The sequence below is a fragment of the Xylocopilactobacillus apicola genome (assembly GCF_033095985.1).
Classification (GTDB): domain Bacteria; phylum Bacillota; class Bacilli; order Lactobacillales; family Lactobacillaceae; genus Xylocopilactobacillus; species Xylocopilactobacillus apicola.
In genome coordinates this window covers 2,129,779-2,156,083 of record NZ_AP026802.1, presented here as the reverse complement: position 1 = coordinate 2,156,083, position 26,305 = coordinate 2,129,779, and the positions used below count along the sequence as shown (strand labels likewise).

Here is a 26,305-nt window from a genome sequence, read left to right as displayed (position 1 = left end):
CACTTTTAGTCGTTAGCGTGGACGTCAAAATTTGCCAAAAGCATTTCGCCGACGCCTGGTGCATCCGGGTCGTGCTGTCCGTGACCGCGATCAAGCGCTCTAATTGCCTGCATTTCTTCTTCTGTTAGCGAGAAATCGAAGATGTCGAGGTTACTCTTGATTCTTGCCGGATGGACAGATTTCGGAAAAATAATTATTCCTTCTTGGTGCTCAAAACGCAAAATAATTTGGCCCGCGTCTTTATCATACTTGTTAGCTAGTTGATCGATTAACGGATCGTTAATTAACTCTTGATTTCCTTGACCAAGCGGGGCCCAGGCCTCAATTTTGACATCTTCAGGTGCAAGAATTTCACGTAATTCTTTTTGCTGGAAATACGGATTAAATTCGACTTGATCGATAGCTGGAATCGTTTCAAACTGGGGCACAAATTTCTTCCAACTTTTTGGCGTAAAGTTAGAAACCCCAATGGAGCGGATTTTGCCAGCTTTCTTAGCCGTCTCTAGTGCCTGCCAAGCGGCCGGGACGTCGCCATAAGGCTGGTGGAGTAGATATAGATCGAGGTATTGAAGCCCCAATTTTTTTAAAGATAGATCGATGGCTTTTAAGGCGTCATCGTAAGCATAATCTTGTAGCCAAAGCTTGCTGGTGATCCAGATTTCTTCGCGGGGAACTCCGCTCTCTTTGATCGCTTGGCCAACTTCTTCCTCGTTGAAATAAGCAACTGCCGTATCAATGTGGCGATAACCGAGCTTCAAAGCTTCGAGGACAGCTTTTTTGGTTGAGCCATCGTTGGGAATTTGGAAAACGCCAAAACCGATTGCGGGGATTTCGTTGCCGTCGTTAAGTTTGATATTCATTATTTACTCCTTATTTGCTTTAAACTGCTACCAAAAATTTGTTCAATCGTTGCCGGGTCACGGTGATCGAAAAATTGACTTTCGTTGCGATCAAGGCCCGCAATTACGGACATTTCAGCATCATTAAGTGTGAAATCAAAAACTTCAAGGTTTTCTTTCATCCGATTTTTGTGGACCGTTTTTGGAATCACAACAATGCCTTGTTGCAAAAGCCACCGGATGATGATTTGGCCGTTTGATTTGCCGTACTTAGCGCCGATTTTTGCAATCGTTTCGTTTGTAAAGATCTCATGTTTGCCTTCAGCAAATGGGGCCCAAGCCTCAACAGCGACGTTTTCCTGTTGATTAAATGTGACTTCATCGGTTTGTTGAAACCACGGATTAATTTCGATTTGGTTAACTGCTGGGGCAACGTTCATGGTTAATTCTAGATTTTTCAGCTGATCAGCGTAGAAATTCGATACCCCAATTGCTCTAATTTTATGCTCATGATACGCTTCTTCAAGCGCGCGCCAAGCACCCATTGTGTCGCCGTAGGGCTGGTGCAGCAAGTAAAGATCTAAATAATCTAGGCCGAGTTTCTCAAGCGAAGTTTCGATTCCTTGTTTTGCTTTTTCATAGGAAAAATCTGAGACCCATAGTTTCGAGGTTACGAAAATTTCTTTACGGTCAATGCCGCTTTTTTTGATTGCGGCGCCCACGCCTGCTTCATTTTGATAAGCTGCGGCGGTATCGATTAAACGGTATCCCACCTCAAGCGCTGAGCTCACCGCTTGTTCAGCTTCCTTTAGATCGGGAATTTGAAAAACTCCAAATCCGAGTTGGGGCATTTCAAGCCCATTATTAAGTTTAATTTTTGGAATTTGCATTTTTGCCTCCTTTTTTAGTGTATTTTAGGGGAGGACGATAAATTTGAAAATTGCTAAATAAACATGCTAGTATACTTTTGAATTATATTGAGGACGAACATGATTGATAATAACTTATTAGAAGAACTTGTAACATTCGAAGAAAGTGGGACGCTGGCGGCAGCAGCCGAAAAATTGCGAATTACGCAACCGTCGATGACTCGCGGGATGCAGAGATTAGAAGCTGAATTAGGAGTTAAGTTATTTGAGCGCCAGCCCAATCGTTTGACGCTGACTAAAACGGGAGAATTTGCAGTTGAACTGGCTAAGTCGGCGCTAAAGGTCAACAGAGATTTAAAAACTCAGGTGCAAAATTTCGCGCAGGCCGAAAAAATGTTAAAAATCGGGCTGACAATTCCAGGACCCAAAAACATACTAGATAAATTGGAATTAAATGTTGAAGTGACAACTGATCTTCAAAGTAATGAACAAATTAGCACGTTGCTTAATGAGCGAGCGTTTAGCCTGATTTTCTCAAACCAAGAGCTTTTAACTGACCAAATTGAATCGCGGTATGTGGGCACCGAGCGGCTGCTGGTCAATTTAGATCAATTTTCTTATCGCGCCAATCAGCAGTCAATCACGTTCAGTGAACTAAAAGGGCAGAGCTTTATCGTTTTACGAGCAATTGGACCTTGGCGTGCGTTGATTCAAGAGCAGATCCCGGATGCGACTTTTATGTATCAAGAAGAGCAGGTCGCCTTGGCGCAGTTGACCAAATATTCGAGTCTCCCTTATTTTACGACCAATCTTTCGGCGCTGACTAAACATCGCTTGGATGACAATCGGCATTCGATTCCAATTAGTGATGATAGCGCTCAGATGCCAGTGTATGCCAATTATCTGATTACAGATAAAAAACGAGTCCTGCCAGTGCTTCAAGCAGTGAGTGATTACTGGCCGAAAGATAAATGATTTGAGATGACCTCCCGCAAAAGCCGGATGTCAGGGTTTTCGGGTGCAAAAAAACGCCCAAAATTAAGCACCAACAACTACCTCTTTAAATAATATAAATAGTTAGTTAATGGTAATTAATTGTTCAATTGGCGTTTGCTCGCTTTCTTTTTCGTTCATTATATTACAAAAGAAAAAACCCAATGAGAGGAGACATTGGGTCGTTTAAAATCAATGTTTACAAGATGTATAGAGATTGTTACTCAGGGAGGAGTTTTTTTAATTTCTACACTTATTATATTACCTGCTAATTGTGAATAAAGTTTGATGAAAAAGGTAAAATATTTGGATCGAGCTATATTTTCTGGCGATTTAACATTTGATCTCAAAAAGACTACAATACTTTCTTATATCTTATGACCAGATTGGAGGCTAGTAGAATGAATGTAGAATGGTTATTAAGAGTGATTCTAGCCGCTGGTTGCGGCGCGTTAATTGGTTATGAGCGTGCCATTAAGCTCAAAAGCGCTGGAATTCGAACCCACATTATTGTAGCAATTGGGGCGGCACTAACGATGATTGTTTCAAAATACGGGTTTGCCGATATTTTGGGGCATCCGGGTGTTGCTTTGGACCCATCGCGGGTTGCCGCTCAAGTCATCAGCGGGATTAGTTTTATTGGCGCCGGAACGATTTTAATTCGCGGTAGCGGCGTCAACGGATTAACAACCGCTGCGGGTGTTTGGGCAACGGCAGCAGTAGGACTCGCAATTGGAGCTGGCTTGTATTTTGTGGGCATTGCGTCTTCCGCTTTGATTATCTTGGTCCAGTACGTTGTCCGTCAAGATTTCTTATTGAATTATATTTTTCGCAAACGGCATTTTCATTGCCAATTAATTTTGAAAAATGAAAAAATCGATTCAGATGAAGTATGTAGCGGATTAGAGCAAGAGGGATTTAAGAAGACTGAAATTAAAGTTCACAAAATTACCGATCAAACCATTAACTTAGAGATTGATGGTGTTTTAGATCAAAATTATAACATTGACGATGTACTGTGGGAGATCTCCCGCAATCCTCAAGTTATCGAGGTCAAGCGCGAAGACTAAAAAAATACCCCCAAACGGGGGTAAGATTTAGCGGTTAATTGAGCGAGCCATCCTTTGAATGGCGTGCCTTTCTCCGCGAATTGCTTTACTTAGCGCATAAATGTTTTCAAACGGTGATTGTACGCTCCAAGCAGCATCACCGACGTGCTGAATATCGACACCAATGATTTTGTTGCGAACCGCAATTTCTTCTATGTAGCGCGCACCCGATCCTTCTTGACTAGTTCCAATGGTGCTCATTACAAGGGCGCCTTGCTGATGAGCGAGTTTGACGATTTCCCTTAATTCTTGGTCGTCTAGTTCTGGCACTGTGCCGACTGCTGGAACCAAAATCACGTCAGCTCCCGCATCTAAGAAACTTTGCGTCGCTTCAAGCGAAACCACTGGTTCATTAACTCCAGCTCCGTGCATCTTACCTGCAATAATTAAACCAGAGAAGACGTCTTTGGCAACTTTGATGTTGGCGGCAATTTGAGCGTTAGTAACGCCGGTGCCAGGGTTACCAGTTAGGCAAATGAAATTAAATCCTAAACGTTCGGCTTCAGTAAGCGTCTTAAGAGATGCCATTCGCCCCTCACTAATCGTCAGGCGGTCTTCAAGCATCGAAGCATTCGGGTCAACTGGTTCAAGGTTAACCCCAATTGGGCGACCGACGAGCTGTTGAAGCCGCTTAATGCTTTTGCCATCGTGATGTGCTTTGGCGGTAAGCAAAGTCTCTTCGCCGTCATACAATCCCAAAATCACAGGATTCAAAACGTCTAAGGCATTCAACAAAATCAGATCAGCTCCAAAAGCTGCTGCCATTTCACTGGTGGTCAAGCCATCGATACTTTCGTGAATTACCACGTTTTCAGATACTACAGTCCGACCTTCCGAAGCCTTGATGCTTTGTTTTAACTCACTGCCGTTCATGGCGAGCACTTCACTAGTGTTCGCACTAATTAATCTTTTTACCATATTCGCTCCTTTTAAATTTATACTTCTAGTTTACCAGCTTCTTCTAGCCGTTGCGTTTTATTTAAAGTCATTAAGAACGGCAGGTAAACTAGGATATCTAAGATGATGTTGACGATTTGTAGAATGGATCCGTTGATGCTATTCGTTGCCAAAAAGCCGGAAATGATTGGTGGTGTTGACCACGGAATTACGGCGCCATCACATAATGGCACTAGGCCGATTTTCATCACAAAATAAGTGGTGACGACATTAATCATCGGCGCAAGAATATATGGAATTAAAAGTGTGACATTTAAAACGACTGGTAAACCAAACATCGTTGGTTCATTAATGTTAAAAATTCCGGGTACAATAGTCAGTGGTGCGAGTACTTCTAATTGTTTACTAGATTTTCTCATGAATACTAAAATGGCAATGCCCAAAACTAAACCAATCGTGGCACCACCGCCGCCCATAAAGACAAAGTTATCTATGAAAGGCGAGCTGATAATGTGTCCACCGTGGCTGAGATCTAAGTTATGAGCTTTATACAATACGCGGTTTGCATCAGTATTCATTAGCCAAATCGGTGAAATGATATTATTAACAACACTGCCGCCGTGAATTCCAACAAACCAAAAAGCGCTATTTAGAAATACAACAGCTAAGGTGCCGCCAATGGTATCACCTAAAAGTCCAAGTGGCTTTTGTAAAAAGTGAAGTAGCAGCTCGTGGACGTTACCAAGATTAGTCCATTGTAAACCTGCGTAAATAGCTCCCCAAATTGCAATAATGACAGCGCCGGGAATCAAAGCAGAAAAACTGCGAGACACTGCGGGCGGAACGGTTTCCGGCATTTTGATTTGAATATTGTGATTAATAAACCATTGGAAAATCCAGCCGGTCGTCAATCCAATAATAATTGCAATGAAGAGACCTTTTGATCCGAGGAAGCCGTAAGGCATCCCTTCAAGCGGCTCTTTACCAGCAGTGAAAACACTAGGTGTGACAACGAAAAATGAAGAAATGGCAATGACTCCCGCCGATTTACCGTCAGTTTTATACTGCTCAGCGAGACTCGATGCAATTCCAAAACACCCTAGCATTCCCAAGAGGCCAAACGACCCGTTAGTGATTTTGTTGAAGATGTCACTTAGAGCGACACCGTTAATTTTGAAAGCCTGAACCCAATTAGTCCAACTGGTAATTGGAATAATGCCGATAATCATGAAAAATGATCCGGCCATAATTAATGGCATTGACAACGCAATCCCATCACGCATCGCGATCAAAGCCTTCACGCCCGATAACTTAATGGCAACTGGCATGAGATAGCGTTCCATGAAGCTCTCGGTGCTCTTGTTATCTTGTTGCATTTTCTTCCCCCATAAACATTTGCTAACTTGAATTCTAACTGATCAAAGCTAAATATGCAACCGGTTGCATATTTGTTTTTGCTCAAAATTTGGCAGGGAGCAGAAATTCAGCTAGAATTACATTTAAATAGAAAATTGAGGTGAAACATGAGTTCAGAAATTACAAATTGGCGCTCACTAGGAGGCTATGTCAGCGCCAACGGCCAAAAAGTTAAAGATGATTTATTATTTCGTTGTGGACAATTATACGATTTAAACGCTGAGCAAATTGATTTTTTACAAAAACAAAAAAAGATCAAGCGAGTTTTTGATTTCCGCGGACCAAAGGAACGTGAAGAATTCCCGGATGATCTATGGGAAGATGTTGATTATGTGATTCTTGACGTTTTAGCTGACGCTAAAATTAATCAGGCAAGCGTCGATGAAGTTGTTTCGGGAAATAGTAAGGTCGATGACAATATGCTGCAGACTTACGAGGAGTTAGCTTTGACTAAGTCGGCGACAGAAAGTTATCATCAATTTTTGCTGACGCTTGTTGATGATCCAGTGCCGATGGCGTTTCACTGCTTCGCTGGTAAAGATCGGACTGGTGTTGGTGCGGCTTTGATTTTTAAGGCACTGGATGTGAGCGACGAGCAAATCTTTGAAGATTATTTAAAGACCAATCCTGCGCGAAAAGTTGCAAATGAGGAAATGTTGGCGTCATTAAGAGACCAATTAACTCCCGATGAATTAAAAGAAGTCGAGGTCGCCTTAAAGGTTAGGTCAGGCTATCTAGAACGTTACTTTGAAATGGTCAAAAAGAATTTCGGCGATTTCGATCATTACTTCACCGAAGGCCTTAAGCTGCCAGAGAATTTCAAATCAGAAATGCAGCGTCTGTATCTTGTTTAATTAAACCGGAAAGTTGACCGGTTTTTTTATTTGCTGCTAATCATTTTCAAAATTAAAATAATTTCGCGTTTGACACGATCATCTTAAATCATCTCAGGATTAGCAAGTAATAGGCTGATTTTTATTTTGAAAATATGTTATACTAAGAGCGCTTATGTACATGAGTAAATAGGAGCGTTTTTGGCAGATATGCAAAAACGCTTACTTTTTGTGGATGATTTGGGGGGATTTTGTGTTAATATCGGGTCTGATCTTAGGACTAATCTTTGGTTTCTTTCTTAAACGGAGCCGTCTTTGTTTGTCAGCAAGTTTGCGTGATATATATTTAGCAAAGAAAATTAGTGGATTATATTGGTTTTTGTTGATTGTTTTGACAACTAGTACGATATTTTTCTTTTTGCTAACTTTTAAATTGATTCCTATACCGGACCAGCAAGTATTTTCGGTGAGTTCAGAGATCGTCGGTGGCTTGTTCTTTGGAGTTGGGGCAGCTCTAGCAAGTGGTTGCGTGACAACTTCGCTAATAAAGTTAGGCGATGGAAGAGTAACTGGCTTGGTTTCGATTTTTGGCTTTGTTTTATTTGCGTTAGCAACCAATCAAGGCCCGTTGTCGCCACTTAATAATTTCATGCAGCAAAATATCGTTGTGACCGATAACTTTAGAGCAAGCCTAAATTTTAATCCATTGTTGATTGTTGCGCCGCTTTTAGTAATTTTAGTCGTTTTCATTTGGCACGAACAAAAAGGAAAAAAGACAGTTTATCCCGTGCCAGCGAGTAATCAGAAACCGTTATTAAGAAAAAAGTTGAATCCTTTTGTGACCGCGGGAATTTTAGGACTAGTTGCAGGATTTGGATTTTATTTTAGTTATCAAACTGGAAGGTACGGCAGCGTTGCAACGTTAGGCCCGTTATTGTCGTGGCAAATTTTCTTCAGTAGTTTCCCACATCACTTTGATTGGGGCGAAATGTTTGTGGCAGGGCTAGTACTAGGTTCATTGCTTTTTACAGTTTTGAACGGCGAGTTTTCGTTCAAAGATTATACCGGCAATGATTTAATGAAATCGTTTTCGGGCGGAGCTCTAATGGGGTTTGGTGCAGTCATGGGCAAAGGCTGCATTTTAGCCAATGGTATTGTTGGAAGCGCGATGCTTTCAGCGGAATCGCTACTTAATATCGTTTTTATTACATTTGGTTTGTGGCTCGGTTCATATGTAATTTATGTGCGGCCGCAAAATAAGGAGAAAAAATTGTGAAAAAAAGAAATTGCTTTTTAGTGTTTGCCATTTTGCTTGTGAGTTTAGGCGCGGGACAGGAAGTTTTAGCCGATTGTAAAACTGGCAGCAACTCAGAGAAACCTGCGAGTAGCACAGCGGCAAATAAAAATCGTTTAGTCAAAACGACAAAATCACATTATTATATTGACGTTCATGATGCTTATAAAGAGATCAAAGACAATCCGAAGGCAGTTGTGTTGGAAACATCTTACGGGAAAAAGACCAGTTATGCTAAAGGTCATTTACCACGAGCGGTTCAAATGGATACATTAGAAGTGGAAACTGAAGAGAACGATTGGAATATTTTGGATTTCGACTCTTGCAAGAAAGCTTTTTTGGAAAAAGGGGTCACCAAAGATACGCCTTTGTTGGTTTATTCGGAAGATCCGCTCTCTTCGGCACGAATTGCTTTTGTGGCCTATTGGTTGGGCGTTAAGGATGTGAAAATCGTCGATGGCGGCTTAAATGCTTGGAAAAACGAAAAGTTAACTCTTCAAAAGGGAACGTTAAAGCCAAAAGCTCAAAAAAATTTTGGCAGAAGTAAGCCAGCTCACCCGGAAGATTTGATCAGTACATCAGCCGATTTAGTCAAATATGAAAAAGACCATCCAAAATTAGTGATTGCTAGCACCCGAAGTTGGGATGAATTCGTCGGGAATATAAGTGGTTACAGCTATATCAAAGACACCGGTGAAGTCAAAGGTGCAAAATACGCTAAAGTAAGTAAAACAAGTAGTGATGTTTCTTATTTGATGAATAGCGATTTGACGATGACAAATCCGGAGAAAACGCTTAAATACTGGAACAAGAATGGAATTACACCGAGTAAGGAAGTTGCTTTTTATTGTGGGACCGGTTGGCGCGCTTGCCCAGCGTTCTTTATCGCAAAGGACAACGGCTATAAGAAGGCGCGGATTTTTGACGGCGGTTGGTACGAATGGGATCGAGCTCACGAGAAAAATCCGAGTGAGTTTCCAGTTCAAAAGGGAGATCCAGCTAATAAGAAGACCTTCCAGATTATTACTAAACCACAAATGAGTTATTGATGGAGTTTAACATTGAAGAAAATAGATGTAAGTGGTAAAGATTGTCCAGTTCCGGTGCTCCAATTGCAAAATGCTTTATCAGAAAGTGAATCAGGCGAAATCATTGAGCTTAAGTTTACTTGTCCAGAAGCAGTGGAAACACTTCCGGCTTATTGTGTGGAACATCAACATCAGATTATTAGTTTTGACCAACTTCACAATGATGGATGGTTGATTAAAATCAAAAAAGGTTAAGAGGAAAAATCATGAAAAATCGAAAAATTTGGCTAACAATAGCGGCATTTTTGTCAGTTTTATTTTTAGCTACCGGCTGTGCCAATCAAAAAAAGGACACAACCAAGCCAGAAAAGAAACATACGATTGTGATGGGGGTGACGGGAGGTCAGTACAATGACTTGTTTGACAAGGCCGTGGCGCCAATTTTGGAAAAAGAAGGCTACAAGATCAAACGAGTTAATTTCTCCCAGTTTATGCTGTCTAACACGGCTTTGGGTGAAGGCAACATTGACGTTAACGTAGCACAACACACAGCTTACATGCGGATTTTCAATCGGGACAAGAAAACTGATTTGGTCCCGTTAGTGGCGACGCCTTCGGTTCCTTGTTCGCTGTATTCATCGAAGTATTATCATAAGTCGGACTTGAAAAATGGGATGACGATCGGGATTCCGCAAGATCCAAGTAATGCAGCTCGTGCTTATGCGCTGTTGGCTGACGCAGGCTGGATTAAGGTTAACAAAAACGTTAAATCAACGGAATTAGCAGCCAAAGACGTTACTGAAAATCCGCACCAGTTGGTAATCAAAGAGATGGATTCAAATACGATTCCTCACGTTTTGGCGGATTTAGACTTTGAAGTAATTCCAGGAAGCGTGGTTCAAAGCGCCAAAATCGAAAAGAAGATTCATCTGATCCAACAAGAGAAGTTGACTAAGGATCTCGAAATTGTGGCAGCTGTTAGAAAAGAAAACGAGAACAAAGATTGGGCCAAAGCAATCAAACGAGCTTATCAATCTAAAGAGTTTAAGGATTATATGAAGAAACACAATGAGGATCATCAATGGGTGATGCCGAAATAATCAAGAAGGTCGCAAAGGCGATCTTTTTTGCAGCACAATCAAAATAGGGAGAATCAGGTTGATTAAACTAGATCATCTTTCAAAGAAGTTTAACGATGACATGGTCTTAAATGAAATAGAGCTGGAAATTCCAGAACAGCGGATTTTTGGCGTTATTGGGCAAAGTGGTGCGGGCAAAAGTACTCTTATTCGCTTGATCAATGGCTTGGAGCAGCCAACAAGTGGACAAGTAGAACTGCCTGGTGATGCACGGATTGGAATGATTTTTCAAAACTACGCGTTATTGCGTTCCAAAACAGTCTACAAAAATGTTGAAATGGCCTTGCGTTTTACCCCAATTCCTAAAGAAGAGTATCGAAGTAAAATTCAGGAGATGTTGCAATATGTCGGACTTGATGACAAGGCACAGGCTTATCCGGCTGAGCTGTCTGGCGGGCAGAAGCAGCGAGTTGGGATTGCCCGTGCACTAATCACGAGGCCGACGATTTTGTTGTGTGATGAAATCACGAGTGCGCTTGATCCTAGTTCCAAAAAAGTCGTCTTAGATCTTTTGAAGAAAATTAACGCGGAGTTCAAGACAACGATCGTTTTGGTGACCCATGAAATGGAAGTAATCAGAGAAATCTGTGATTTCGTGGCGGTTATTGAAAAAGGGAAAATTGTGGAATGTAATTCGATTGAAAATATTTTCCTTTTTCCCCAATCCCAGACGGTTAAAGATTTTCTAAAAGACATCATTTATCCACAGCGGCCAGCTCAAAGTGAACTAACGGCAGGCGAGCATCTTGATTATGCTTTGATGGACTTTGCTCAATATCTGAAACTTCAAAAGTCACCTCACCAAGGATATATTTTTGACAGTAAAACCTTAGAACTAGCAGGTAAACGTTATTTTTCTATGTATTTAGTTACGAATGATGACGAGTCGGAAGTTGAGAGTATCCGGCGTGAAAGGATCTATTAAGATGACAGATGGAATTTCAGCAGCAGTAATTATTAAAGCATCTTACGAGTCGCTTTATATGATTGGAGTTGCTCTGGTTTTTGCGATTTTGTTGGGGATTCCGCTAGGAGTTTTGTTAGCTGAGACGCGAAAAGACGGCATTATTCCTAACCGCCCAGTTTACGCGATCTTGCAAACAATCATTAATATTGTGCGTTCGATCCCATTTATTATTTTGTTGGTGGCAATTTTGCCGCTGACCAGATTAATTGTGGGCAACTCGATTGGCACAACGGCAGCAATTGTGCCTTTGGTGCTCTACATTGTGCCGTTTATGTCGCGCCTAGTTGAACAAGCAATTTTAGAAGTCGACCCGATCATTGTTGAATGCGCGAAAACTTTGGGGGCTAATAAGTTGCAGATCATCGTGTTCTTCATCTTGCCAGAAGCACGACCAGCGCTTGTTTTGGCGATTACCAACGTGATTATTGGCCTGATAAGTTCCTCTTCCATGGCAGGAACGATTGGCGGCGGCGGAATTGGCGATCTAGCGATTACGCAAGGATATCAGCGCTTTAACACCCCCTTGATTTTTGTGACGGTAGTTCTGTTAGTAATTATCGTCAATATTGTGCAGTTTGTGGGCAATGCAATTTATACCAAAATCAAACATTAATAAGGAAAGAAAATATGAAAATAAAGAAAATTTTGGCTGGCGCCGTGATGATGTTGGCAGTTTTAAGTGTAGGATGTGCTAGCAAAAATACGACAAGTGAAAAGAAGCATGAAATCGTCATTGGCGTGACTAGCGATCAGTACAATGAACTTTTCGACAAGGCTGTGGCACCAATCTTAAAAAAAGATGGCTACAAGATCAAACGAGTGAATTTTTCTCAGTTTATGCAGTCTAACACGGCTTTAGCCGAAGGCACAATTGACGTAAATGTTGCTCAACACACGGCTTACATGAAAATTTTCAATCGCGATAAGAAGACGGATTTAGTGCCGCTGGTGACGACGCCTTCGGTTCCGTGCTCGCTTTATTCTTCGAAGTATCGAAATAAGTCGGATTTAAAAGACGGGATGACTGTTGGGATTCCCCAAGACCCCAGCAACGCTGCCCGCGCTTATGCGATATTGGCTGATGCAGGCTGGATTAAGGTCAAGTCTGATGTAAAACGCACCGAGTTATCTAAAAAAGACATTACCAGTAATCCCCGTCATTTAGAAATTAAAGAAATGGATTCTGATACAATTCCCCGGGTCTTATCCGATTTAGATTTCGAAGTAATTCCGGGCAGCAACGTTTATAGCGCTAAGATTCAGGACAAAATTCATTTGATCCAGCAGGAAAATTTGCAAAAAGACTTACAGATTGTCGCAGCAGTCAAGAAGAAAAACGTCAATACCGACTGGGCTCAAGCAATCAAAAAAGCTTATCAATCTAAAGAGTTCGAAGATTATATGAAGAAACACAATTCTGATCACCAATGGGTGATGCCAAAATAATTTGCAGATCGTTACATGATCTGCTTTTTTTGACTTTAAGCAGATTTAGGGGGTAGACTCTAGTAAAACCAGATAGATGGAGATCATTTATGGCAAAGCCAATTTACGTTGCAATTGCAAATATCATTAGAAACAATATCAGCGCCCACAAGTACAGTTCGATGAAGCTGCCGGATGAGCGGACTTTAGCCGAGCGCTTTGAGGTCAGCCGGAGTTCCATTAAGCGGGCGATCCAGCTACTTGCCGATCAAGGGATTATCTTCAAAAAGCAAGGCTCGGGCAATTTCATTAATCCGCTGTTTCTTCGCAACAAAACTTCCCTGGATTACACTGGCGACAACGTCGGACTGACAACTTCAATTGTGACTAACGGAAAAGAACAAACGATTAAAGTCTTGAATTTAGATGTGATCAAGCCCGATAGTGAGATTAAAGAAAGTCTATTTTTGACCGAAGATGATTTTGTCTACAGTTTTAAACGGCTGCGCTGCCTCGATCAAAAGCCAATTTTAATTGAGACGAGCTATATTCCGGTGCGCGCTTTTCCCGAACTGTCGCAGAATTTACTGGAGCAATCGCTGTTTAATTATCTGGAAAATGAGAAAAACATGATTATCAATCGGGCCTATTTGGATCTGACCACGGAGCCCTCGACGCCAAATGATCAAGAATTGTTGAATTTAAAACCAACTGAACCCGTTGGGATCATGGCAGGGATATTTTTTGTGGATGACGGGACGCCATTTGAGTACTCAAGCATGCGGCTTCACTACCGTTATCTCAACTTTTCGACTTTTGTTGATTTGGATAAATAAAATTGGTACGCTCCAATTTTTAAAATGGTTGACAAGAAGGGTCGAAACAGGTTATAAATATGGTAGAAGTTAATTTATGGAGGTCAGTTAATGACAGATTATAGTAGCCAAGAGTATTTCAGCTTGATGAGAAAATATTTTAACGCAGCCAATTATATTTCGGTGGGTCAATTGTATTTAAAAGACAACCCGCTGTTGAGAGATAAATTACAGTCTAGTGACGTTAAGTACTATCCAATTGGTCACTGGGGCACGATTGCGGGGCAGAATTTTATTTATACGCACCTCAACCGCGTTATTAACAAATATGATTTAAATATGTTTTACGTTGAGGGACCAGGTCATGGCGGGCAGGTCATGGTTTCGAATTCTTACCTTGACGGCAGCTATAGCGAGATTTATCCAGAAATTTCCGAAGATATTCCAGGTCTTAAGAAATTGTTCAAGCAGTTTTCGTTTCCTGGCGGTGTGGCGAGCCATGCTGCACCAGAAACTCCCGGCTCGATTCACGAAGGCGGCGAGTTAGGATATTCAATAAGCCATGGTGTTGGCGCAATTCTAGACAATCCCGACGTGATTAGCGCAGTAGTTGTGGGCGACGGTGAGGCTGAAACCGGACCGCTCGCGACTTCTTGGTTCTCTAATACTTTCATTAACCCAGTCAATGATGGCGCAGTCCTGCCAATTTTGAATTTGAATGGTTTCAAAATCTCCAATCCGACGATTTTATCGCGTAAAAGTAACGAAGATTTAAAGAAATATTTCGAAGGCATCGGTTGGGAGCCGATTTTCGTTGAAGGTGACGACCCAGATCAGCTCAATCCCGTGATGGCACAAGCAATGGACCAAGCGATCGAGAAGATTCGCTCCATTCAAGATGAAGCACGCCAACATCCCGCTGCTGATGCTAAAGAGCCAGTTTGGCCGATGATCATTTTCCGGGCGCCAAAAGGCTGGACTGGTCCAAAAGAGTGGGACGGCGAGCCAATCGAAGGTTCATTTAGAGCGCACCAGATTCCAATTCCGGTCACGCGCGATCACATGGAACATGCCGACGCTTTGGTTGATTGGCTTAAGTCATATCATCCAGAAGAATTATTTGACGAAAATGGTGCTTTGAAGCCAGAGATTAAGGCTTTGACGCCAAAAGGTAATAAGCGCATGGCAATGAATCCAATTACTAATGGTGGAATTGATCCGAAAGCGCTCGATTTACCGAAATTTAAGGATTACGCTTTGAAATTTGATCAGCCAGGTTCTACCAATGCACAAGATATGATTGAATTTGGCAAATACCTGCGCGATTTAATTCAAAAGAATCCGCATGATTTTCGGATTTTTGGTCCAGATGAAACGATGTCAAACCGCCTCAATCACATTTTTGAAGTGACTGAACGGCAATGGATGGAGCCAGTCAAAAAGCCAAATGATCAGTTTGAAGCGCCAGCAGGCCGGATTCTTGATGCTCAGTTGTCAGAACATCAAGCTGAGGGCTGGCTTGAAGGTTACACTTTAACGGGCCGCCACGGAATTTTTGCGAGCTACGAAGCATTCTTGCGAGTTGTTGATTCGATGTTGACCCAGCACTTCAAATGGCTGCGGAAAGCTGACGAGCAGGCTTGGCGTAAGAAGTATCCCGCTTTAAATGTTATTTCAACTTCAACATCTTTTCAACAAGATCATAACGGCTACACTCACCAAGACCCAGGTATTCTAACGCACTTGGCGGAGAAGAAATCGAAGTACATTCGTGAATATCTGCCAGCTGACACTAATACGTTGTTAGCTTTGGCCGATCGAGTTTTAAACGATGAAGAAGTGATCAACTTGATTGTGGCTTCAAAACAACCACGGCCGCAGTTCTATTCAATGGCCGAAGCTGAAGAATTAGTCGATCGCGGCTTGAAGGTCATCGACTGGGCTAGTAACGATCAAGGCGCAAAACCAGATTTGGTTCTGGCAGCAGCAGGAACTGAACCGAATATGGAATCTTTAGCAGCAATTGATCTGCTGCACGAAAACTTCCCTGACTTGAAGATCCGTTTCGTTAACGTCGTTGATTTGTTGAAACTTCAATCGCCGAAGCTAAACGATCGCGGCTTAAGTGATCAAGAATTTGACGAGATTTTCACCGCTGATACGCCGATTATTTTTGCCTTCCACGGCTATGAAGGCTTGATTCGCGACATCTTCTTCGATCGCCACAATCACCAGATGTATCCGCATGGATATCGCGAAAATGGCGACATCACAACTCCGTTTGATATGCGAGTGCTTAATTCGATGGATCGCTTCCATATCGCTAAACACGCTAGTGAGCTGGTTTATGGCGCTAAAGCGCAAGACTTCAGCCAGAAGATGGATCGGACGCTTAAAAATCATCACGATTACATCCGAGAAACTGGTGAAGATTTGCCAGAAGTCGAGAACTGGAAGTTCAAAGGCTTTAAATAATAGTAGAAAAATCCTCTAGTCATGGAGGATTTTTTTGCGTTACTTTTCGCTTGTTCATTCGTAGATTGTAAGTAGGAGGGAGCATTGAAATTAGACCGGTATGAAGAGCTGCTAAAAGATTTGATGATTGAATTACGCCGCTATCTGATCAGTAAAGGCGCGAAGCCTGATTTAGCTGAAGATGTGGTGCAAGATATTTTCGTTAAAGTTCTTGAAATGGAGCTTATTTTGCCGCCAGATCAATTGCGTCCTTACCTTTATCGGATGGTTAGAAATAAATATATTGATCTTTATCGACGAGATCAACGATTAAACGCCTTGGTCGAGCAGTATTTGATTCCAGAATTATCGCGCCCAGAGGTTCAAGAGAGTGATCATTCTGAGAAGTTGGAGCACGCACTCAATCAATTGAGCGCAGAGAATCGCCAGCTTTTGAAAATGAAATATCTCGATCAAAAGACGAATGAAGAGCTTGCTAAAGAGCTCAAAATCCCAATGGCTGCAGTGAAAATGCGCTTATATCGAATCCGTAAGAAAATTAAGAAAATGACAGGAGATAATATTGATGAGTGAAGACCAAGAATTCGCCCGTTTAGCTAGAAATATCAAAATCAAAAAATGGCTGTTAACCTTTGTGATGGTTTTTTGCACCATAATTTTGGTTGCTTTATTCGCCTATAAAATTGATGCTGCTTTAACAAGAAGACAACATGATCGGCTCGATCGGAGAATGCAAATTGAATATCAGCTGATGTCTCCTAACATTGAAATTAGTGACCGCTACATTAGTGAGGCGGGAGCTTTTGCAGGGGGCAAGCTGATCAGTCACCGCTATAAAGAAATTGATGGTTACCGGATTCCTTGGAGTCCACAGGAAGGCAAATATACCTTCTGGAGTGAAGAAATACTGATGGGAGATATGATCGACTTTGCAGGCGATCAGGCGTACGACCGACAGACGCAGACGAAAATTCCTATTTTCTACAATAAATATGCAAAATTAAAACCGGGTCGAATATTTCCGGTGAAGAAAGTTAACGAGATTGGTCAAGTGGCAAAAATGAAAGGCTACGTCGCAGAAGTCGCCCTGACTTTTAAGGAGCCACTAACTTACGAAGAGATTAATCGTAAGCTCCCTGATAAGATCAAAGGTAATTGGTATTGGTTTGGAATGGGAACTTCAAAAGAGTTGTGTGCATACAACAATCAATATCTAGGATTTCAGGTGAATCGGCATAACCGCTTAAAAGGAGATTACCGAGATGGCGTCGAGATGATCAAGTCCAATCCGAAAGTAAATCTTGGCGAATTCAATTCATTTTCTTATTCGGATTATTTAAAAAATTATTTCAAGAAATATCCGACGATCGATAAAGCTAAATTTGCGGGCGTAATTATTACTGGCAAAAGCGAAAACTTTGCGCCTTTGGTTGGAGCATCTTGGATTTATGCAAGTTCAGTGGGCGCAACGATCAAAACCGTACCCTATATTGAGCCGAAATATTGAGCAGTAAAAAAACAGACAATTTCTTTATGGATGAAAATACGGTAGAATAGAGACAGTATAAAATAAAGGAGTTCTACCATGCACAAAGAAGATTACATCTCCTCTTTAGCGCTAACTCCCCACCAAGAAGGGGGCTGGTTTCGCCAGATTTATGATAGTGATGAGAAGTTTTTTGATGAGAGTAGTAAAGCCGATCGATATTATTACACTTCGATTTATTTCTTGTTGGACGACCAAAGTTGTTCCCATTTCCATCGTCTAAACCATGATGAGCTGTGGTATTACCACGATGGGGCGTCGATCACAATTCACTGCATCGCGCCAAACGGTGATTATAGCGCAGTAAAACTTGGCAAAAATCTGTCTGCAGGAGAGGTCATGCAGTTTAAAGTACCAAAAGAGACAATTTTTGCCTCTGAGGTCAATCAGCCAGATTCGTTTTGTCTGGTCAGCTGCGTTGTTTCGCCGGGATTTGATTACCATGACTTTGAATTGATGCACAAATCTTCACTATTAGAAAAATATCCGAAATTTACAGAAATTATTGACCGATTAGCGGTATCTTAGGAGAATTATGAAAAAGAAAAAAGTTTTAATTATCAGTGCTATAGTTGTTGCGGTGGCAGTAATTGCGTTTGTTGGCATTAACCGCATGAATCGCAGTAAGGCGATGGAAGCGAAAATGATGGAGCAGTCAGGATATGAGACCTACAAAGTGACAAACGTTCCAGATCTTTCGATGAGTGGCAAAATTGTCGCTGGCAAAACCCAAGCGTTGATGTCGCCTAATGGCAAATTAGACCAGTTAAATGTTAAAGACGGTCAGGAAGTTACTAACGGCACGGTGTTGCTTACGGTGACTGATACTTCGGTGCAAGATAATATTAATAATCAAAAAAGTGTAGTAGCTAAAGCTAACCGGATGGTGACTAGTGCCAATAACGCTTTAAAGAGTGCGCAGCAAAGCTATAACCAAGCTGACGAAGAGAGTAAACCAAGCCTTAAAGATGCGGTGAGCAAGGCGCAGCAAGACGTGAATGACGCTAACACCGATTTGAATGAAGAAAATAGTAAGCTAACGGAGCTCCAGAATAAATTGCATGCTAATTTGAATGCACCGTTTGACGGAATTGTTTCAGTTGATAATAATTCCAAAGACGGAGTACCAGCGATCACGATGAATTCGAAGCAAAAAGTGCTGCAGGCAAGCGTTTCTGAGTATGATTATCCGAAGGTTCACGTTGGTGATTCGATTGAAATTACGGGTGTTGACGGCTCACCAAGTCAGAAAACCACAATTACTAAAATCAATCAGGTTCCAAGTAACCAAGGAAAAGGAACCGCATATTATTCATTTTCCGCTGATGTGAACGATGAATTTTTGTACGGACAAAGTGTTAAATTGAAGATCGCCCAAAAAGGCTTAAAGATTCCAGAAAGTGCAGTTCACAATGGCTCCATCTTTAAAGTCGTTCATGGCAAAGCACGCAAAATCAAGGCTGATGTGAGCAAATCAGGCGATGTTTTTCTGGTGAATTCAGGTGTTGCTAAGGGCGAAGTTATTGTAGCAAACCCAGATGACAAATTAAAAGATGGCGAGAATGTGAATGATTAATTTGTCGTCAGTTAATAAAACCTATAAGCAAGGAAGCGAAAATTATCAAGTTCTCTTCGATATCAATCTAAAGATTGCTCAAGGTGAATTTGTGGCGATTATGGGTCCGTCGGGTTCTGGCAAGTCGACTTTAATTGATATTATCGGTTTTTTAGATCAAAAATTCGAAGGCAAATACACCTTTGATAACGTAGTTGTCAGCAATTTAAACCGGCGTGAGCATGCTAAATTGCGTAATCGCTCCGTGGGATTTGTGTTCCAGAATTTTAAGCTGATTAATAATCAGAATGTGGGCGAAAATGTTGGATTGCCGCTGCTTTATTCCGGAGCTAAAAGACGCGATATTATGGCGCGGGTAAACGAGGTCTTAGACCAAGTGGGCCTTGAAGGTAGTTATCGCAAAATGCCGAAAAATCTTTCCGGTGGTCAACAGCAAAGAGTAGCAATTGCGCGTGCGATCGTTTCGAAGCCGAGTTTTTTGGTGGCAGATGAACCAACGGGTGCGCTTGATTCAGCAACTTCCAAAGAAATTATGAAACTTTTTAAAGAATTAAATCAAAGTGGGACGACTGTAATCATGGTAACTCACGACGAGAAAGTCGCTAATCAAGCTAATAGACTGGTCAAAATTTTAGATGGTCGAATTCAAAGCGATTCGGAGGTGGAACATGCGAATTCGTGAATTATTTGTTAGTGCTCTGCGCTCCTTGTGGTCAAATAAGCGGCGAAGCATTTTGACGATGCTTGGAATTGTGATCGGAATTGCTGCGGTAATCACGATTTTGTCATTGGGTGATGGCGTTAGAGTTGAAACGCTCAAAAGCTTGCAGGCCGATAGCTCTGGTCAGCAGTCATCAGAGATCCGCTTCATGTCTAATGAAGACGGCGGGGGCGGCGGAGTGACCTCAGACGGAATGATGCTCCCTGCTCCGAGTTCCAATTCGAAAGTATCGGGTTTCAATGACAACGATGTTAGTAAGGCTGAAGAAAATCCGAAAGTCGCCAAAGTGAAGCTCCAATCTGATGATGACGGGTTTATCAATAGCCAAGGCAACATCAATAGCAAAAGTGAAAGTTTTCATGTTTATTTAACTAAAAAGGCTAATCACGATCATCTGGTTGCAGGACGTGGAATCAGCAAATCCGATATTTTGGCCAACAATCCAGTGGCCTTGGTGGATCAGTACACAGCTAAGAAAGCTTATCGGACGATCAATAATGCCCTCAACGCAGGGATTGAGCTAAACGGGATTAATTACACGATCGTTGGGATAATTAGAGATGATGCCACTCACGGTGAGTATCAGCAATATCAAATTGCCGTGCCGCGCCAAGTTTATATGAATAATAGCGGAATTGTGCCGAAGAACACCATGAAAATAACTTTTGTTAAAGGGGCAGATGTATCTAAGGAAACGAAGAAGATTGCTGAACACCTTAATTCTAAGGGTTCACAGCATAATAGTGGCAGTTATGAGTATATGGATATGTCTGAAATGCTCAAAGGTATCAGTGATACCATCCAGATGATTACTTTGTTTGTTGTGGCAATTGCTGGAATCTCTCTTTTCATCGCTGGCATCGGAGTTATGAATATGATGTATATTTCGGTTAGTGAGCGGACTCAGGAAATCGGGATCCGGATGGCGGTGGGAGCAAACCAACGCCAGATTCTGTGGCAGTTTTTGATTGAAGCAATTGCTTTAACTTTGACAGGGGGTGTGATCGGCTATCTTGCAGGAATTGGGCTGGCCCAGGCGATCTCGTCGTTCTTGCCGTTTAAAGCGACCGTGACGCTCTCGACGTTCTTATTGGCATTTGGGACTTCAACGATTATTGGCTTGATCTTCGGGATTCTGCCCGCAAAGACCGCCAGCAGGAAGAACTTAATTGAGATTCTTCGCTAGATTAAATATCTCAAAAATGATATAATAAGTATGTAAAAAGGGTGTCCCCATACCACAGTTGGGCTTGTAAAAGATTAAAAGGAGTGGTGACACTCTTTTTTTTTATAAAAGAGGTGTGGATTGAATTTATATACGATTTCTGATGAATACATTTCGTATGCGCATAAGATCGAACCAAAAGTAGCTCTTCAGGAAAATTACCTAGGTGATCGGGATTATTGCGGCATCGTTATTAAGCAAGGCAAGTTTAATTACTATGCCCCGTTGTCAAGCTACAGTGCCAAAAAAGAACTCAAAATGAAAAAACGAAATCGAATAATTATAAGAATCTTTGAAAAAGAGAATCTTAATAATCGATTGGGTTATGTCTTGCTAAATAACATGCTTCCGGTTCCCTTGAGCGAATTAAGTCGAGTTCAAATAACTATGAGTAAAGGGACACCTAAAGAATATTATTGCTAAACGAGTATATTTTTCTGTCAGATCCATCAGTAAATCAGAGGATTATTAACAAGGCGGAGACTGTATATCGTAAGAAAACCATTGATAAAGATGACTATTATGATTTGTTTTGTAATGATTTTAAATTATTAGAACGAGAATTAGCAAATTTTAAGAGGTAGAAACTAATTTTGGCTATTGTCTGCTTCTTCCTGTGCTTTAAGTCCTTCCTCGATGAGCTCCTGCACGTCGTCTCTTGGCTCAATTTGCCATGTGACCGTGTGATTATCGTAACTAGAAGTCCAAGTCTGGAATTCAATCTGGTTGTTCTTGATCAAAAAAGGAATCGGCGTCTTCTCGCCCCAGTCGATTGTGATCGCTTGATTGGAAACCTCATATTTCTCGTCGTGTGGGAAAAAATATCGCGGAACCCCTTTAACCGTGACAGTATTTGCATCTTTGAAGTAGAGAATCTTCGTTCTGTCGTGAAAAAGATTTTGCGGCGCAACCCCTGAGTTCATGGCTTGAGTAGCGTCTTCGCCATCAAAAAGCTTCGCGCTGATTTGAAATCCATGACCAATGATTGCTTTTTTGACTAAATCGGGTGTTGATGGCTCCTCTTTAGATGGATTGACGATAGGGCTCAGGCGGTCACTAAAAAGGGCATAACAAACAACTGCGATAATTGCAATAATCAACATGGTCAAAATATTTTCCCACCTTCGAATTGAACGCACTGCCAGATACGATTCGCGCCAGTGGGGATCGTCTTTGCGATCTTTATAAAATTGATAAGTGTGATGAGTCCCTGTTCGGTCATTTGAATACAATCGCGCCATTATTTTCTCCTTAATATTAGTTTAATAACTTATGCGAAAAATTCAAGCTGGGGGTTGTAATTTGTTGGACAATCCGATAACCTGTTATTAGGAACAGATCACGATTAAGAAGGGATCAAAATCGATGGGGAAAATATTCGTAAATCAGAACAACGCAAAGACTTCTTTAGTAGCTTGTTATTTGACAAAGGCACTTCGCTTAGGGGTGCCTTTGTCAGTTAACGAGCTTTTTTTATCAGCATAGAACGATTGAAAGGAGGAAATTAAAATATTTTCGTCCTCTAGAATATAAATTTCAGCCAAGAATTTTATAGTCTAGAAGAAGTAAAAGGAGTCCAAATTTTACAAACGAAGATTAGCTGGTGAAAGCTCGTTGACAAGTAAAAGGAGGACAGAATGTTAGAAATTAAACATATTAAGGTTTATTACAATGACGTTGTGGCGTTGGATGATATCTCGCTTTCCGTAGCAGACCAGGCTATCACTGGCATCATCGGCCCCAACGGCGCGGGTAAGTCGACCTTACTTAAATCAATTTTGAATATTATCCCGCATCAGGGAGAGGCTTTAATTAACGGCAAAAACAGTAAAGAAAGTTTGAGAGATATTGCCTACGTCGAACAAAAAACTGATATTGACAGTACTTTTCCGATCAAAGTACGCGAATGTGTTTCGTTGGGCACTTATGCTCAGATGAAAATTTTTCAGAAAACAACACGTAAAGAATGGGAAAAAGTGACGGCAGCTTTGGAAAAAGTCAACCTAGCGGATTATGCTGAACGTCAAATTGGTGAGTTGTCAGGTGGACAGTTTCAGCGAGTGCTGCTAGCGAGGTGTTTAGCGCAAGAGGCAGATTATATCTTCTTAGATGAACCATTTGTTGGAATCGATTCAGTTAGTGAAAAGATTATTATGGATGCCTTACTTGATTTGAAAGCCCAGGGCAAGACCATTTTGATTGTGCATCATGATTTAAGCAAGGTCAGACAGTATTTCGATCAACTGATCATTTTAAATCAGCGCTTAATTGCCAATGGTCCAGTTGATGCGGTCTTTGATGAAACGAATCTCAAGGCCGCTTATGGCGACAGTATTTTTGTTTAAGGGGGCAATAATATGATTCAGAATTTTATTAATGGATTGTCAGAATTTCATTTCTTACAAAATGCACTCGTTACCGCAGTAGTTATTGGAGTTGTTTCAGGCGCCGTCGGTTGTTTTATTATTTTGCGAGGGATGTCTTTGATGGGAGACGCGATTTCTCACGCGGTTTTGCCAGGAGTTGCCATTTCTTACATTATGGGCATAAATTTTTTCATTGGAGCCATTTTATTCGGGCTGCTAGCTTCCGTGCTCATCACGTTCATTCAAAATAATAGCATCGTTAAAGGAGATACGGCGATCGGGATTACCTTCAGCTCATTTCTGGCTTTAGGGGTCATTTTAATTGGCGTGGCGAACAGCTCAACTGATTTGTTTCACATTTTATTTGGGAATATTTTGGCCGTGCAAGACATCGATAAATGGATTACCCTGGGAGTTTCAGCAGTTGTCATTTTAATCATAATTTTATTTTTTAAGGAATTGCTGATCACGTCATTTGACCCAATTATGGCAAAATCTATGGGCATGAAAGTTAACTTTTATCATTATTTGCTGATGATCTTGTTAACTTTGGTCGCAGTAACTGCGATGCAGAGCGTGGGGACCATCTTAATCGTGGCAATGCTGATCACCCCAGCGGCCACCGCTTATTTATACGCCAATAGTTTGAAAACAATGATCTTCATATCGTCACTTTTGGGCGCGTTTTCCTCGGTCTTAGGTTTATTTATTGGCTACAGTTTCAATATTGCAGCCGGCTCTAGCATCGTCTTGACCTCAGCGGTCATCTTCGCAATTAGTTTTCTCATTTCACCGAAACAGAACTTCTTTAATAGAAAGGGTAAGAAAACAGCATGAAACAAATGAAAAAAATTATACTTGGGCTCGCTTTACTTCTCAGCGTGTGGACTCTCGGCGCTTGTTCTAACAACAAAAACAGCCAACCAGCCAAAAATGAAAAATTGAAAGTTGTTGTCACTAATTCCATCATTGCGGATATTACCAAAAATATTGCCAAGGACAAAATTACACTTCACAGCATTGTGCCAGTCGGCAAGGATCCGCACGAGTATGAGCCGTTGCCTGAAGATGTGCAGAAAACTTCGCGGGCTGATTTGATTTTCTATAATGGAATCAATCTCGAAACCGGTGGTAATGCTTGGTTCAGCAAGTTGGTCAAAAACGCTAACAAGAAGGAAAACGAGGATTATTTTGCCACGACTAAAGGTGTCAAGGTGATTTACTTGGAAGGCCAAGAAGGAAAAGGCAAGGAAGATCCTCATGCCTGGCTTAATTTAGAAAATGGAGTCATTTACGCCAAAAACATCGAAAAGCAATTGGCGAAGAAGGATCCGAAGAATAAAGATTTTTATGCCAAAAACTTGGAGAGCTATGTCAAGAAGCTGGAGGCTTTAGATCAGGAGGCGAAGTCGAAGTTTGCCTCGATCCCGAAGGAGAAGAAATTAATCGTTACAAGTGAAGGATGTTTCAAATATTTCTCAAAGGCTTACGGCATTCCGGCTGCTTACATCTGGGAGATCAACACTGAAGAGGAAGGCACGCCTGATCAGATCAAGGATTTGGTTGCCAAATTGCGCACGACGAAGGTGCCGTCACTTTTCGTTGAGAGCAGTGTCGACGATCGGCCGATGAAGACAATTTCTAAGGATACCAATATTCCGATCTATTCGACGATTTTCACCGATTCAGTTGCTAAGAAGGGCCAGAACGGAGACAGCTATTATTCGATGATGAAATGGAATCTCGACAAAATTGCTGAGGGTTTGGCTAAATAACGGGTTGAAAGTATTAGTAAATTGATTTAGGATGATATCTAAGACAATATTTGTCAGTAATGGCGCTGTGTTGCTTAATAGTGCACAGTATAGGAAGGAGTGCCCGAAAAAGGCGCTTCTTTTAATTTTATAGGTTTATGTTTGTATTTATCTTAATCATCGTATATACTTAATATACACTAAAATACGTTTGGAGGATTTAATGAAAGTCAAAACAAGAATTGTTGGAAATTCAAAAACTGTAACGATCCCAAAGGCTTTTAACGTGGCAAAGGATACGGAATTTACGGTAAAACAATTAAAAAACGGTTCGATAATATATACACCTGTTCATATTCATCGAAATCCGTTTGAAGGCGATTGGTTTAATGAAGATTTAAGACAGATTGATGTAACAGATGGAGAGGAAATTTTAGATAGTGAGTGGAGTTGAATATACTCCTCAAAAGGGTGATATTGTTAGAATTAACTTTAGTCCGAGTAGTGGTCAAGAAATAAAAAAATATCGTCCAGCTCTAGTAATTAGTAATGCTAAATATAGTAAATTAACTGGTTTAGTATTGGTTTGTCCGATTACTCATGCTGAGAATAATCGTTTAATTAATTCGGGGTTATTTGTAGCTATTAAAAGCAAAAATATTAACGGATATGTTAACCCGCTTCAATTTCATACATTTGATTTTAGACGTCGGGGGATTGAACTAGTGGGTCATGTGAGTTCTAAATTGTTATCGAGTGTAATAGAAGTTATAGATGATGTTGTTCACGGAGAATGATCAAATCCCGTATTTTTTTGATTTTATAGATAAAATTTGTTTTTTAACTAACAAAAAAGGCGCCTTCACAGGCGCCTTTTTAGTACACATCATTAAGACCAGATATTGCTCCGAGCCAACGCTGTTTTGACCAACTCTGGCTTTGGCGGTTTCGTTAGAAGCCGTAAGTCCAATACAACCCATTGCCCCAATTCGTTTAAGGCGGGGAACTCTTTGACATT

29 protein-coding genes are annotated in these 26,305 nt (G+C 41.2%); 24 read left to right on the top strand and 5 right to left on the bottom strand.

What is annotated here, in order from left to right; genetic code table 11:
- Positions 1-5 precede the first annotated feature (5 nt).
- Positions 6-860, bottom strand: a complete 855-nt coding sequence (locus R8495_RS10685) for an aldo/keto reductase (RefSeq protein ID WP_317635443.1) — start codon at positions 858-860, stop codon at positions 6-8.
- Positions 860-1,729: an aldo/keto reductase gene (locus R8495_RS10680; RefSeq protein WP_317635442.1), complete on the bottom strand. Its 870-nt coding sequence runs from the start codon at positions 1,727-1,729 to the stop codon at positions 860-862. Before R8495_RS10680 ends, R8495_RS10685 begins: the two co-directional genes overlap by 1 nt.
- 99 nt (positions 1,730-1,828) lie before the next feature.
- Here R8495_RS10680 and R8495_RS10675 point away from each other — a divergent pair, with 99 nt between their 5' ends.
- Positions 1,829-2,683 (top strand): LysR family transcriptional regulator, encoded by an 855-nt coding sequence (locus tag R8495_RS10675; protein ID WP_317635441.1) that lies wholly within the window; start codon positions 1,829-1,831, stop codon positions 2,681-2,683.
- A gap of 419 nt (positions 2,684-3,102) precedes the next feature.
- Positions 3,103-3,771: an MgtC/SapB family protein gene (locus R8495_RS10670; RefSeq protein ID WP_317635440.1), complete on the top strand. Its 669-nt coding sequence runs from the start codon at positions 3,103-3,105 to the stop codon at positions 3,769-3,771.
- 27 nt (positions 3,772-3,798) lie between these two features.
- Here the strand turns inward: R8495_RS10670 and R8495_RS10665 are convergent, their stop codons facing one another.
- Positions 3,799-4,728 carry a DUF7916 family protein gene (locus R8495_RS10665; RefSeq protein WP_317635439.1) on the bottom strand — a complete coding sequence of 310 codons (930 nt, stop codon included), beginning with the start codon at positions 4,726-4,728 and terminating at the stop codon, positions 3,799-3,801.
- 17 nt (positions 4,729-4,745) lie between these two features.
- Complete coding sequence (locus R8495_RS10660) at positions 4,746-6,083, bottom strand: PTS sugar transporter subunit IIC (RefSeq protein WP_317635438.1); 1,338 nt, start codon at positions 6,081-6,083, stop codon at positions 4,746-4,748.
- Positions 6,084-6,230: 147 nt separating this feature from the next.
- On the opposite strand from R8495_RS10660, the gene R8495_RS10655 reads away from it, so the two are divergent.
- From R8495_RS10655 to R8495_RS10575, 17 genes are all read left to right on the top strand, one after another.
- Entirely contained in the window at positions 6,231-6,977 is a 747-nt protein-coding gene (locus R8495_RS10655) for a tyrosine-protein phosphatase (RefSeq protein ID WP_317635437.1), read from the top strand.
- A gap of 214 nt (positions 6,978-7,191) precedes the next feature.
- Positions 7,192-8,232 (top strand): YeeE/YedE family protein, encoded by a 1,041-nt coding sequence (locus R8495_RS10650; RefSeq protein ID WP_317635436.1) that lies wholly within the window; start codon positions 7,192-7,194, stop codon positions 8,230-8,232.
- Entirely contained in the window at positions 8,229-9,299 is a 1,071-nt protein-coding gene (locus R8495_RS10645) for a sulfurtransferase (protein ID WP_317635435.1), read from the top strand. Before R8495_RS10650 ends, R8495_RS10645 begins: the two co-directional genes overlap by 4 nt.
- 12 nt (positions 9,300-9,311) lie before the next feature.
- Complete coding sequence (locus tag R8495_RS10640) at positions 9,312-9,533, top strand: sulfurtransferase TusA family protein (RefSeq protein ID WP_317635434.1); 222 nt, start codon at positions 9,312-9,314, stop codon at positions 9,531-9,533.
- 11 nt (positions 9,534-9,544) lie between these two features.
- The gene (locus R8495_RS10635) at positions 9,545-10,378 is read left to right on the top strand and encodes a MetQ/NlpA family ABC transporter substrate-binding protein (protein ID WP_317635433.1); all 834 of its coding nucleotides are present in this window, start codon (positions 9,545-9,547) and stop codon (positions 10,376-10,378) included.
- A 58-nt stretch (positions 10,379-10,436) separates the two neighbouring features.
- Positions 10,437-11,342: a methionine ABC transporter ATP-binding protein gene (locus R8495_RS10630; protein ID WP_317635432.1), complete on the top strand. Its 906-nt coding sequence runs from the start codon at positions 10,437-10,439 to the stop codon at positions 11,340-11,342.
- A gap of 1 nt (position 11,343) precedes the next feature.
- The gene (locus R8495_RS10625) at positions 11,344-11,997 is read left to right on the top strand and encodes a methionine ABC transporter permease (RefSeq protein WP_317635431.1); all 654 of its coding nucleotides are present in this window, start codon (positions 11,344-11,346) and stop codon (positions 11,995-11,997) included.
- A gap of 14 nt (positions 11,998-12,011) precedes the next feature.
- Positions 12,012-12,830, top strand: a complete 819-nt coding sequence (locus R8495_RS10620; protein WP_317635430.1) for a MetQ/NlpA family ABC transporter substrate-binding protein — start codon at positions 12,012-12,014, stop codon at positions 12,828-12,830.
- An 89-nt stretch (positions 12,831-12,919) separates the two neighbouring features.
- Entirely contained in the window at positions 12,920-13,645 is a 726-nt protein-coding gene (locus tag R8495_RS10615; RefSeq protein ID WP_317635429.1) for a GntR family transcriptional regulator, read from the top strand.
- A 90-nt stretch (positions 13,646-13,735) separates the two neighbouring features.
- Positions 13,736-16,099, top strand: a complete 2,364-nt coding sequence (locus R8495_RS10610) for a phosphoketolase family protein (protein WP_317635428.1) — start codon at positions 13,736-13,738, stop codon at positions 16,097-16,099.
- An 84-nt stretch (positions 16,100-16,183) separates the two neighbouring features.
- Positions 16,184-16,672, top strand: a complete 489-nt coding sequence (locus tag R8495_RS10605; protein ID WP_317635427.1) for an RNA polymerase sigma factor — start codon at positions 16,184-16,186, stop codon at positions 16,670-16,672.
- Positions 16,665-17,606, top strand: coding sequence for an anti sigma factor C-terminal domain-containing protein (locus R8495_RS10600; protein WP_317635426.1), 942 nt, complete (start codon positions 16,665-16,667; stop codon positions 17,604-17,606). Before R8495_RS10605 ends, R8495_RS10600 begins: the two co-directional genes overlap by 8 nt.
- Positions 17,607-17,684: 78 nt before the next feature.
- Positions 17,685-18,173, top strand: coding sequence for a cupin domain-containing protein (locus R8495_RS10595; protein WP_317635425.1), 489 nt, complete (start codon positions 17,685-17,687; stop codon positions 18,171-18,173).
- 7 nt (positions 18,174-18,180) lie between these two features.
- Entirely contained in the window at positions 18,181-19,221 is a 1,041-nt protein-coding gene (locus tag R8495_RS10590; RefSeq protein WP_317635424.1) for an efflux RND transporter periplasmic adaptor subunit, read from the top strand.
- The gene (locus R8495_RS10585) at positions 19,214-19,903 is read left to right on the top strand and encodes an ABC transporter ATP-binding protein (protein ID WP_317635423.1); all 690 of its coding nucleotides are present in this window, start codon (positions 19,214-19,216) and stop codon (positions 19,901-19,903) included. Before R8495_RS10590 ends, R8495_RS10585 begins: the two co-directional genes overlap by 8 nt.
- Positions 19,890-21,128, top strand: a complete 1,239-nt coding sequence (locus tag R8495_RS10580; protein ID WP_317635422.1) for an ABC transporter permease — start codon at positions 19,890-19,892, stop codon at positions 21,126-21,128. Before R8495_RS10585 ends, R8495_RS10580 begins: the two co-directional genes overlap by 14 nt.
- A 120-nt stretch (positions 21,129-21,248) precedes the next feature.
- Positions 21,249-21,590, top strand: a complete 342-nt coding sequence (locus tag R8495_RS10575) for a type III toxin-antitoxin system ToxN/AbiQ family toxin (RefSeq protein WP_317635421.1) — start codon at positions 21,249-21,251, stop codon at positions 21,588-21,590.
- Positions 21,591-21,754: 164 nt separating this feature from the next.
- On the opposite strand, the gene R8495_RS10570 is transcribed toward R8495_RS10575, so the two are convergent.
- On the bottom strand, positions 21,755-22,408 hold the full coding sequence (locus R8495_RS10570; protein WP_317635420.1) for a hypothetical protein: 654 nt from the start codon (positions 22,406-22,408) through the stop codon (positions 21,755-21,757).
- Between the two features lie 396 nt (positions 22,409-22,804).
- On the opposite strand from R8495_RS10570, the gene R8495_RS10565 reads away from it, so the two are divergent.
- The 5 genes from R8495_RS10565 to R8495_RS10545 all read left to right on the top strand — a co-directional run bounded on the left by R8495_RS10565 (position 22,805) and on the right by R8495_RS10545 (position 26,084).
- Positions 22,805-23,512 carry a metal ABC transporter ATP-binding protein gene (locus tag R8495_RS10565; protein WP_317635419.1) on the top strand — a complete coding sequence of 236 codons (708 nt, stop codon included), beginning with the start codon at positions 22,805-22,807 and terminating at the stop codon, positions 23,510-23,512.
- 12 nt (positions 23,513-23,524) lie between these two features.
- Positions 23,525-24,370 carry a metal ABC transporter permease gene (locus R8495_RS10560; RefSeq protein ID WP_317635418.1) on the top strand — a complete coding sequence of 282 codons (846 nt, stop codon included), beginning with the start codon at positions 23,525-23,527 and terminating at the stop codon, positions 24,368-24,370.
- A 5-nt stretch (positions 24,371-24,375) separates the two neighbouring features.
- Entirely contained in the window at positions 24,376-25,308 is a 933-nt protein-coding gene (locus R8495_RS10555) for a metal ABC transporter substrate-binding lipoprotein (protein ID WP_317635417.1), read from the top strand.
- Positions 25,309-25,510: 202 nt separating this feature from the next.
- A complete protein-coding gene (gene mazE, locus R8495_RS10550) occupies positions 25,511-25,741 on the top strand; it encodes a type II toxin-antitoxin system PemI/MazE family antitoxin (protein ID WP_317635416.1) in 231 nt (76 codons plus the stop codon).
- Entirely contained in the window at positions 25,728-26,084 is a 357-nt protein-coding gene (locus R8495_RS10545; protein WP_317635415.1) for a type II toxin-antitoxin system PemK/MazF family toxin, read from the top strand. The genes mazE and R8495_RS10545 overlap by 14 nt, the downstream gene beginning before the upstream one ends.
- The last annotated feature ends 221 nt before the right edge of the window (positions 26,085-26,305 follow it).

Coding starts and splice junctions, on each gene's coding strand:
- R8495_RS10685 (WP_317635443.1), bottom strand. CDS start 860: ATGAATATCAAACTTAACGACGGCAACGAAATCCCCGCAATCGGTTTT.
- R8495_RS10680 (WP_317635442.1), bottom strand. CDS start 1,729: ATGCAAATTCCAAAAATTAAACTTAATAATGGGCTTGAAATGCCCCAA.
- R8495_RS10675 (WP_317635441.1), top strand. CDS start 1,829: ATGATTGATAATAACTTATTAGAAGAACTTGTAACATTCGAAGAAAGT.
- R8495_RS10670 (WP_317635440.1), top strand. CDS start 3,103: ATGAATGTAGAATGGTTATTAAGAGTGATTCTAGCCGCTGGTTGCGGC.
- R8495_RS10665 (WP_317635439.1), bottom strand. CDS start 4,728: ATGGTAAAAAGATTAATTAGTGCGAACACTAGTGAAGTGCTCGCCATG.
- R8495_RS10660 (WP_317635438.1), bottom strand. CDS start 6,083: ATGCAACAAGATAACAAGAGCACCGAGAGCTTCATGGAACGCTATCTC.
- R8495_RS10655 (WP_317635437.1), top strand. CDS start 6,231: ATGAGTTCAGAAATTACAAATTGGCGCTCACTAGGAGGCTATGTCAGC.
- R8495_RS10650 (WP_317635436.1), top strand. CDS start 7,192: ATGATTTGGGGGGATTTTGTGTTAATATCGGGTCTGATCTTAGGACTA.
- R8495_RS10635 (WP_317635433.1), top strand. CDS start 9,545: ATGAAAAATCGAAAAATTTGGCTAACAATAGCGGCATTTTTGTCAGTT.
- R8495_RS10625 (WP_317635431.1), top strand. CDS start 11,344: ATGACAGATGGAATTTCAGCAGCAGTAATTATTAAAGCATCTTACGAG.
- R8495_RS10620 (WP_317635430.1), top strand. CDS start 12,012: ATGAAAATAAAGAAAATTTTGGCTGGCGCCGTGATGATGTTGGCAGTT.
- R8495_RS10615 (WP_317635429.1), top strand. CDS start 12,920: ATGGCAAAGCCAATTTACGTTGCAATTGCAAATATCATTAGAAACAAT.
- R8495_RS10610 (WP_317635428.1), top strand. CDS start 13,736: ATGACAGATTATAGTAGCCAAGAGTATTTCAGCTTGATGAGAAAATAT.
- R8495_RS10600 (WP_317635426.1), top strand. CDS start 16,665: ATGAGTGAAGACCAAGAATTCGCCCGTTTAGCTAGAAATATCAAAATC.
- R8495_RS10595 (WP_317635425.1), top strand. CDS start 17,685: ATGCACAAAGAAGATTACATCTCCTCTTTAGCGCTAACTCCCCACCAA.
- R8495_RS10590 (WP_317635424.1), top strand. CDS start 18,181: ATGAAAAAGAAAAAAGTTTTAATTATCAGTGCTATAGTTGTTGCGGTG.
- R8495_RS10585 (WP_317635423.1), top strand. CDS start 19,214: ATGATTAATTTGTCGTCAGTTAATAAAACCTATAAGCAAGGAAGCGAA.
- R8495_RS10580 (WP_317635422.1), top strand. CDS start 19,890: ATGCGAATTCGTGAATTATTTGTTAGTGCTCTGCGCTCCTTGTGGTCA.
- R8495_RS10570 (WP_317635420.1), bottom strand. CDS start 22,408: ATGGCGCGATTGTATTCAAATGACCGAACAGGGACTCATCACACTTAT.
- R8495_RS10565 (WP_317635419.1), top strand. CDS start 22,805: ATGTTAGAAATTAAACATATTAAGGTTTATTACAATGACGTTGTGGCG.
- R8495_RS10560 (WP_317635418.1), top strand. CDS start 23,525: ATGATTCAGAATTTTATTAATGGATTGTCAGAATTTCATTTCTTACAA.
- R8495_RS10555 (WP_317635417.1), top strand. CDS start 24,376: ATGAAAAAAATTATACTTGGGCTCGCTTTACTTCTCAGCGTGTGGACT.
- mazE (WP_317635416.1), top strand. CDS start 25,511: ATGAAAGTCAAAACAAGAATTGTTGGAAATTCAAAAACTGTAACGATC.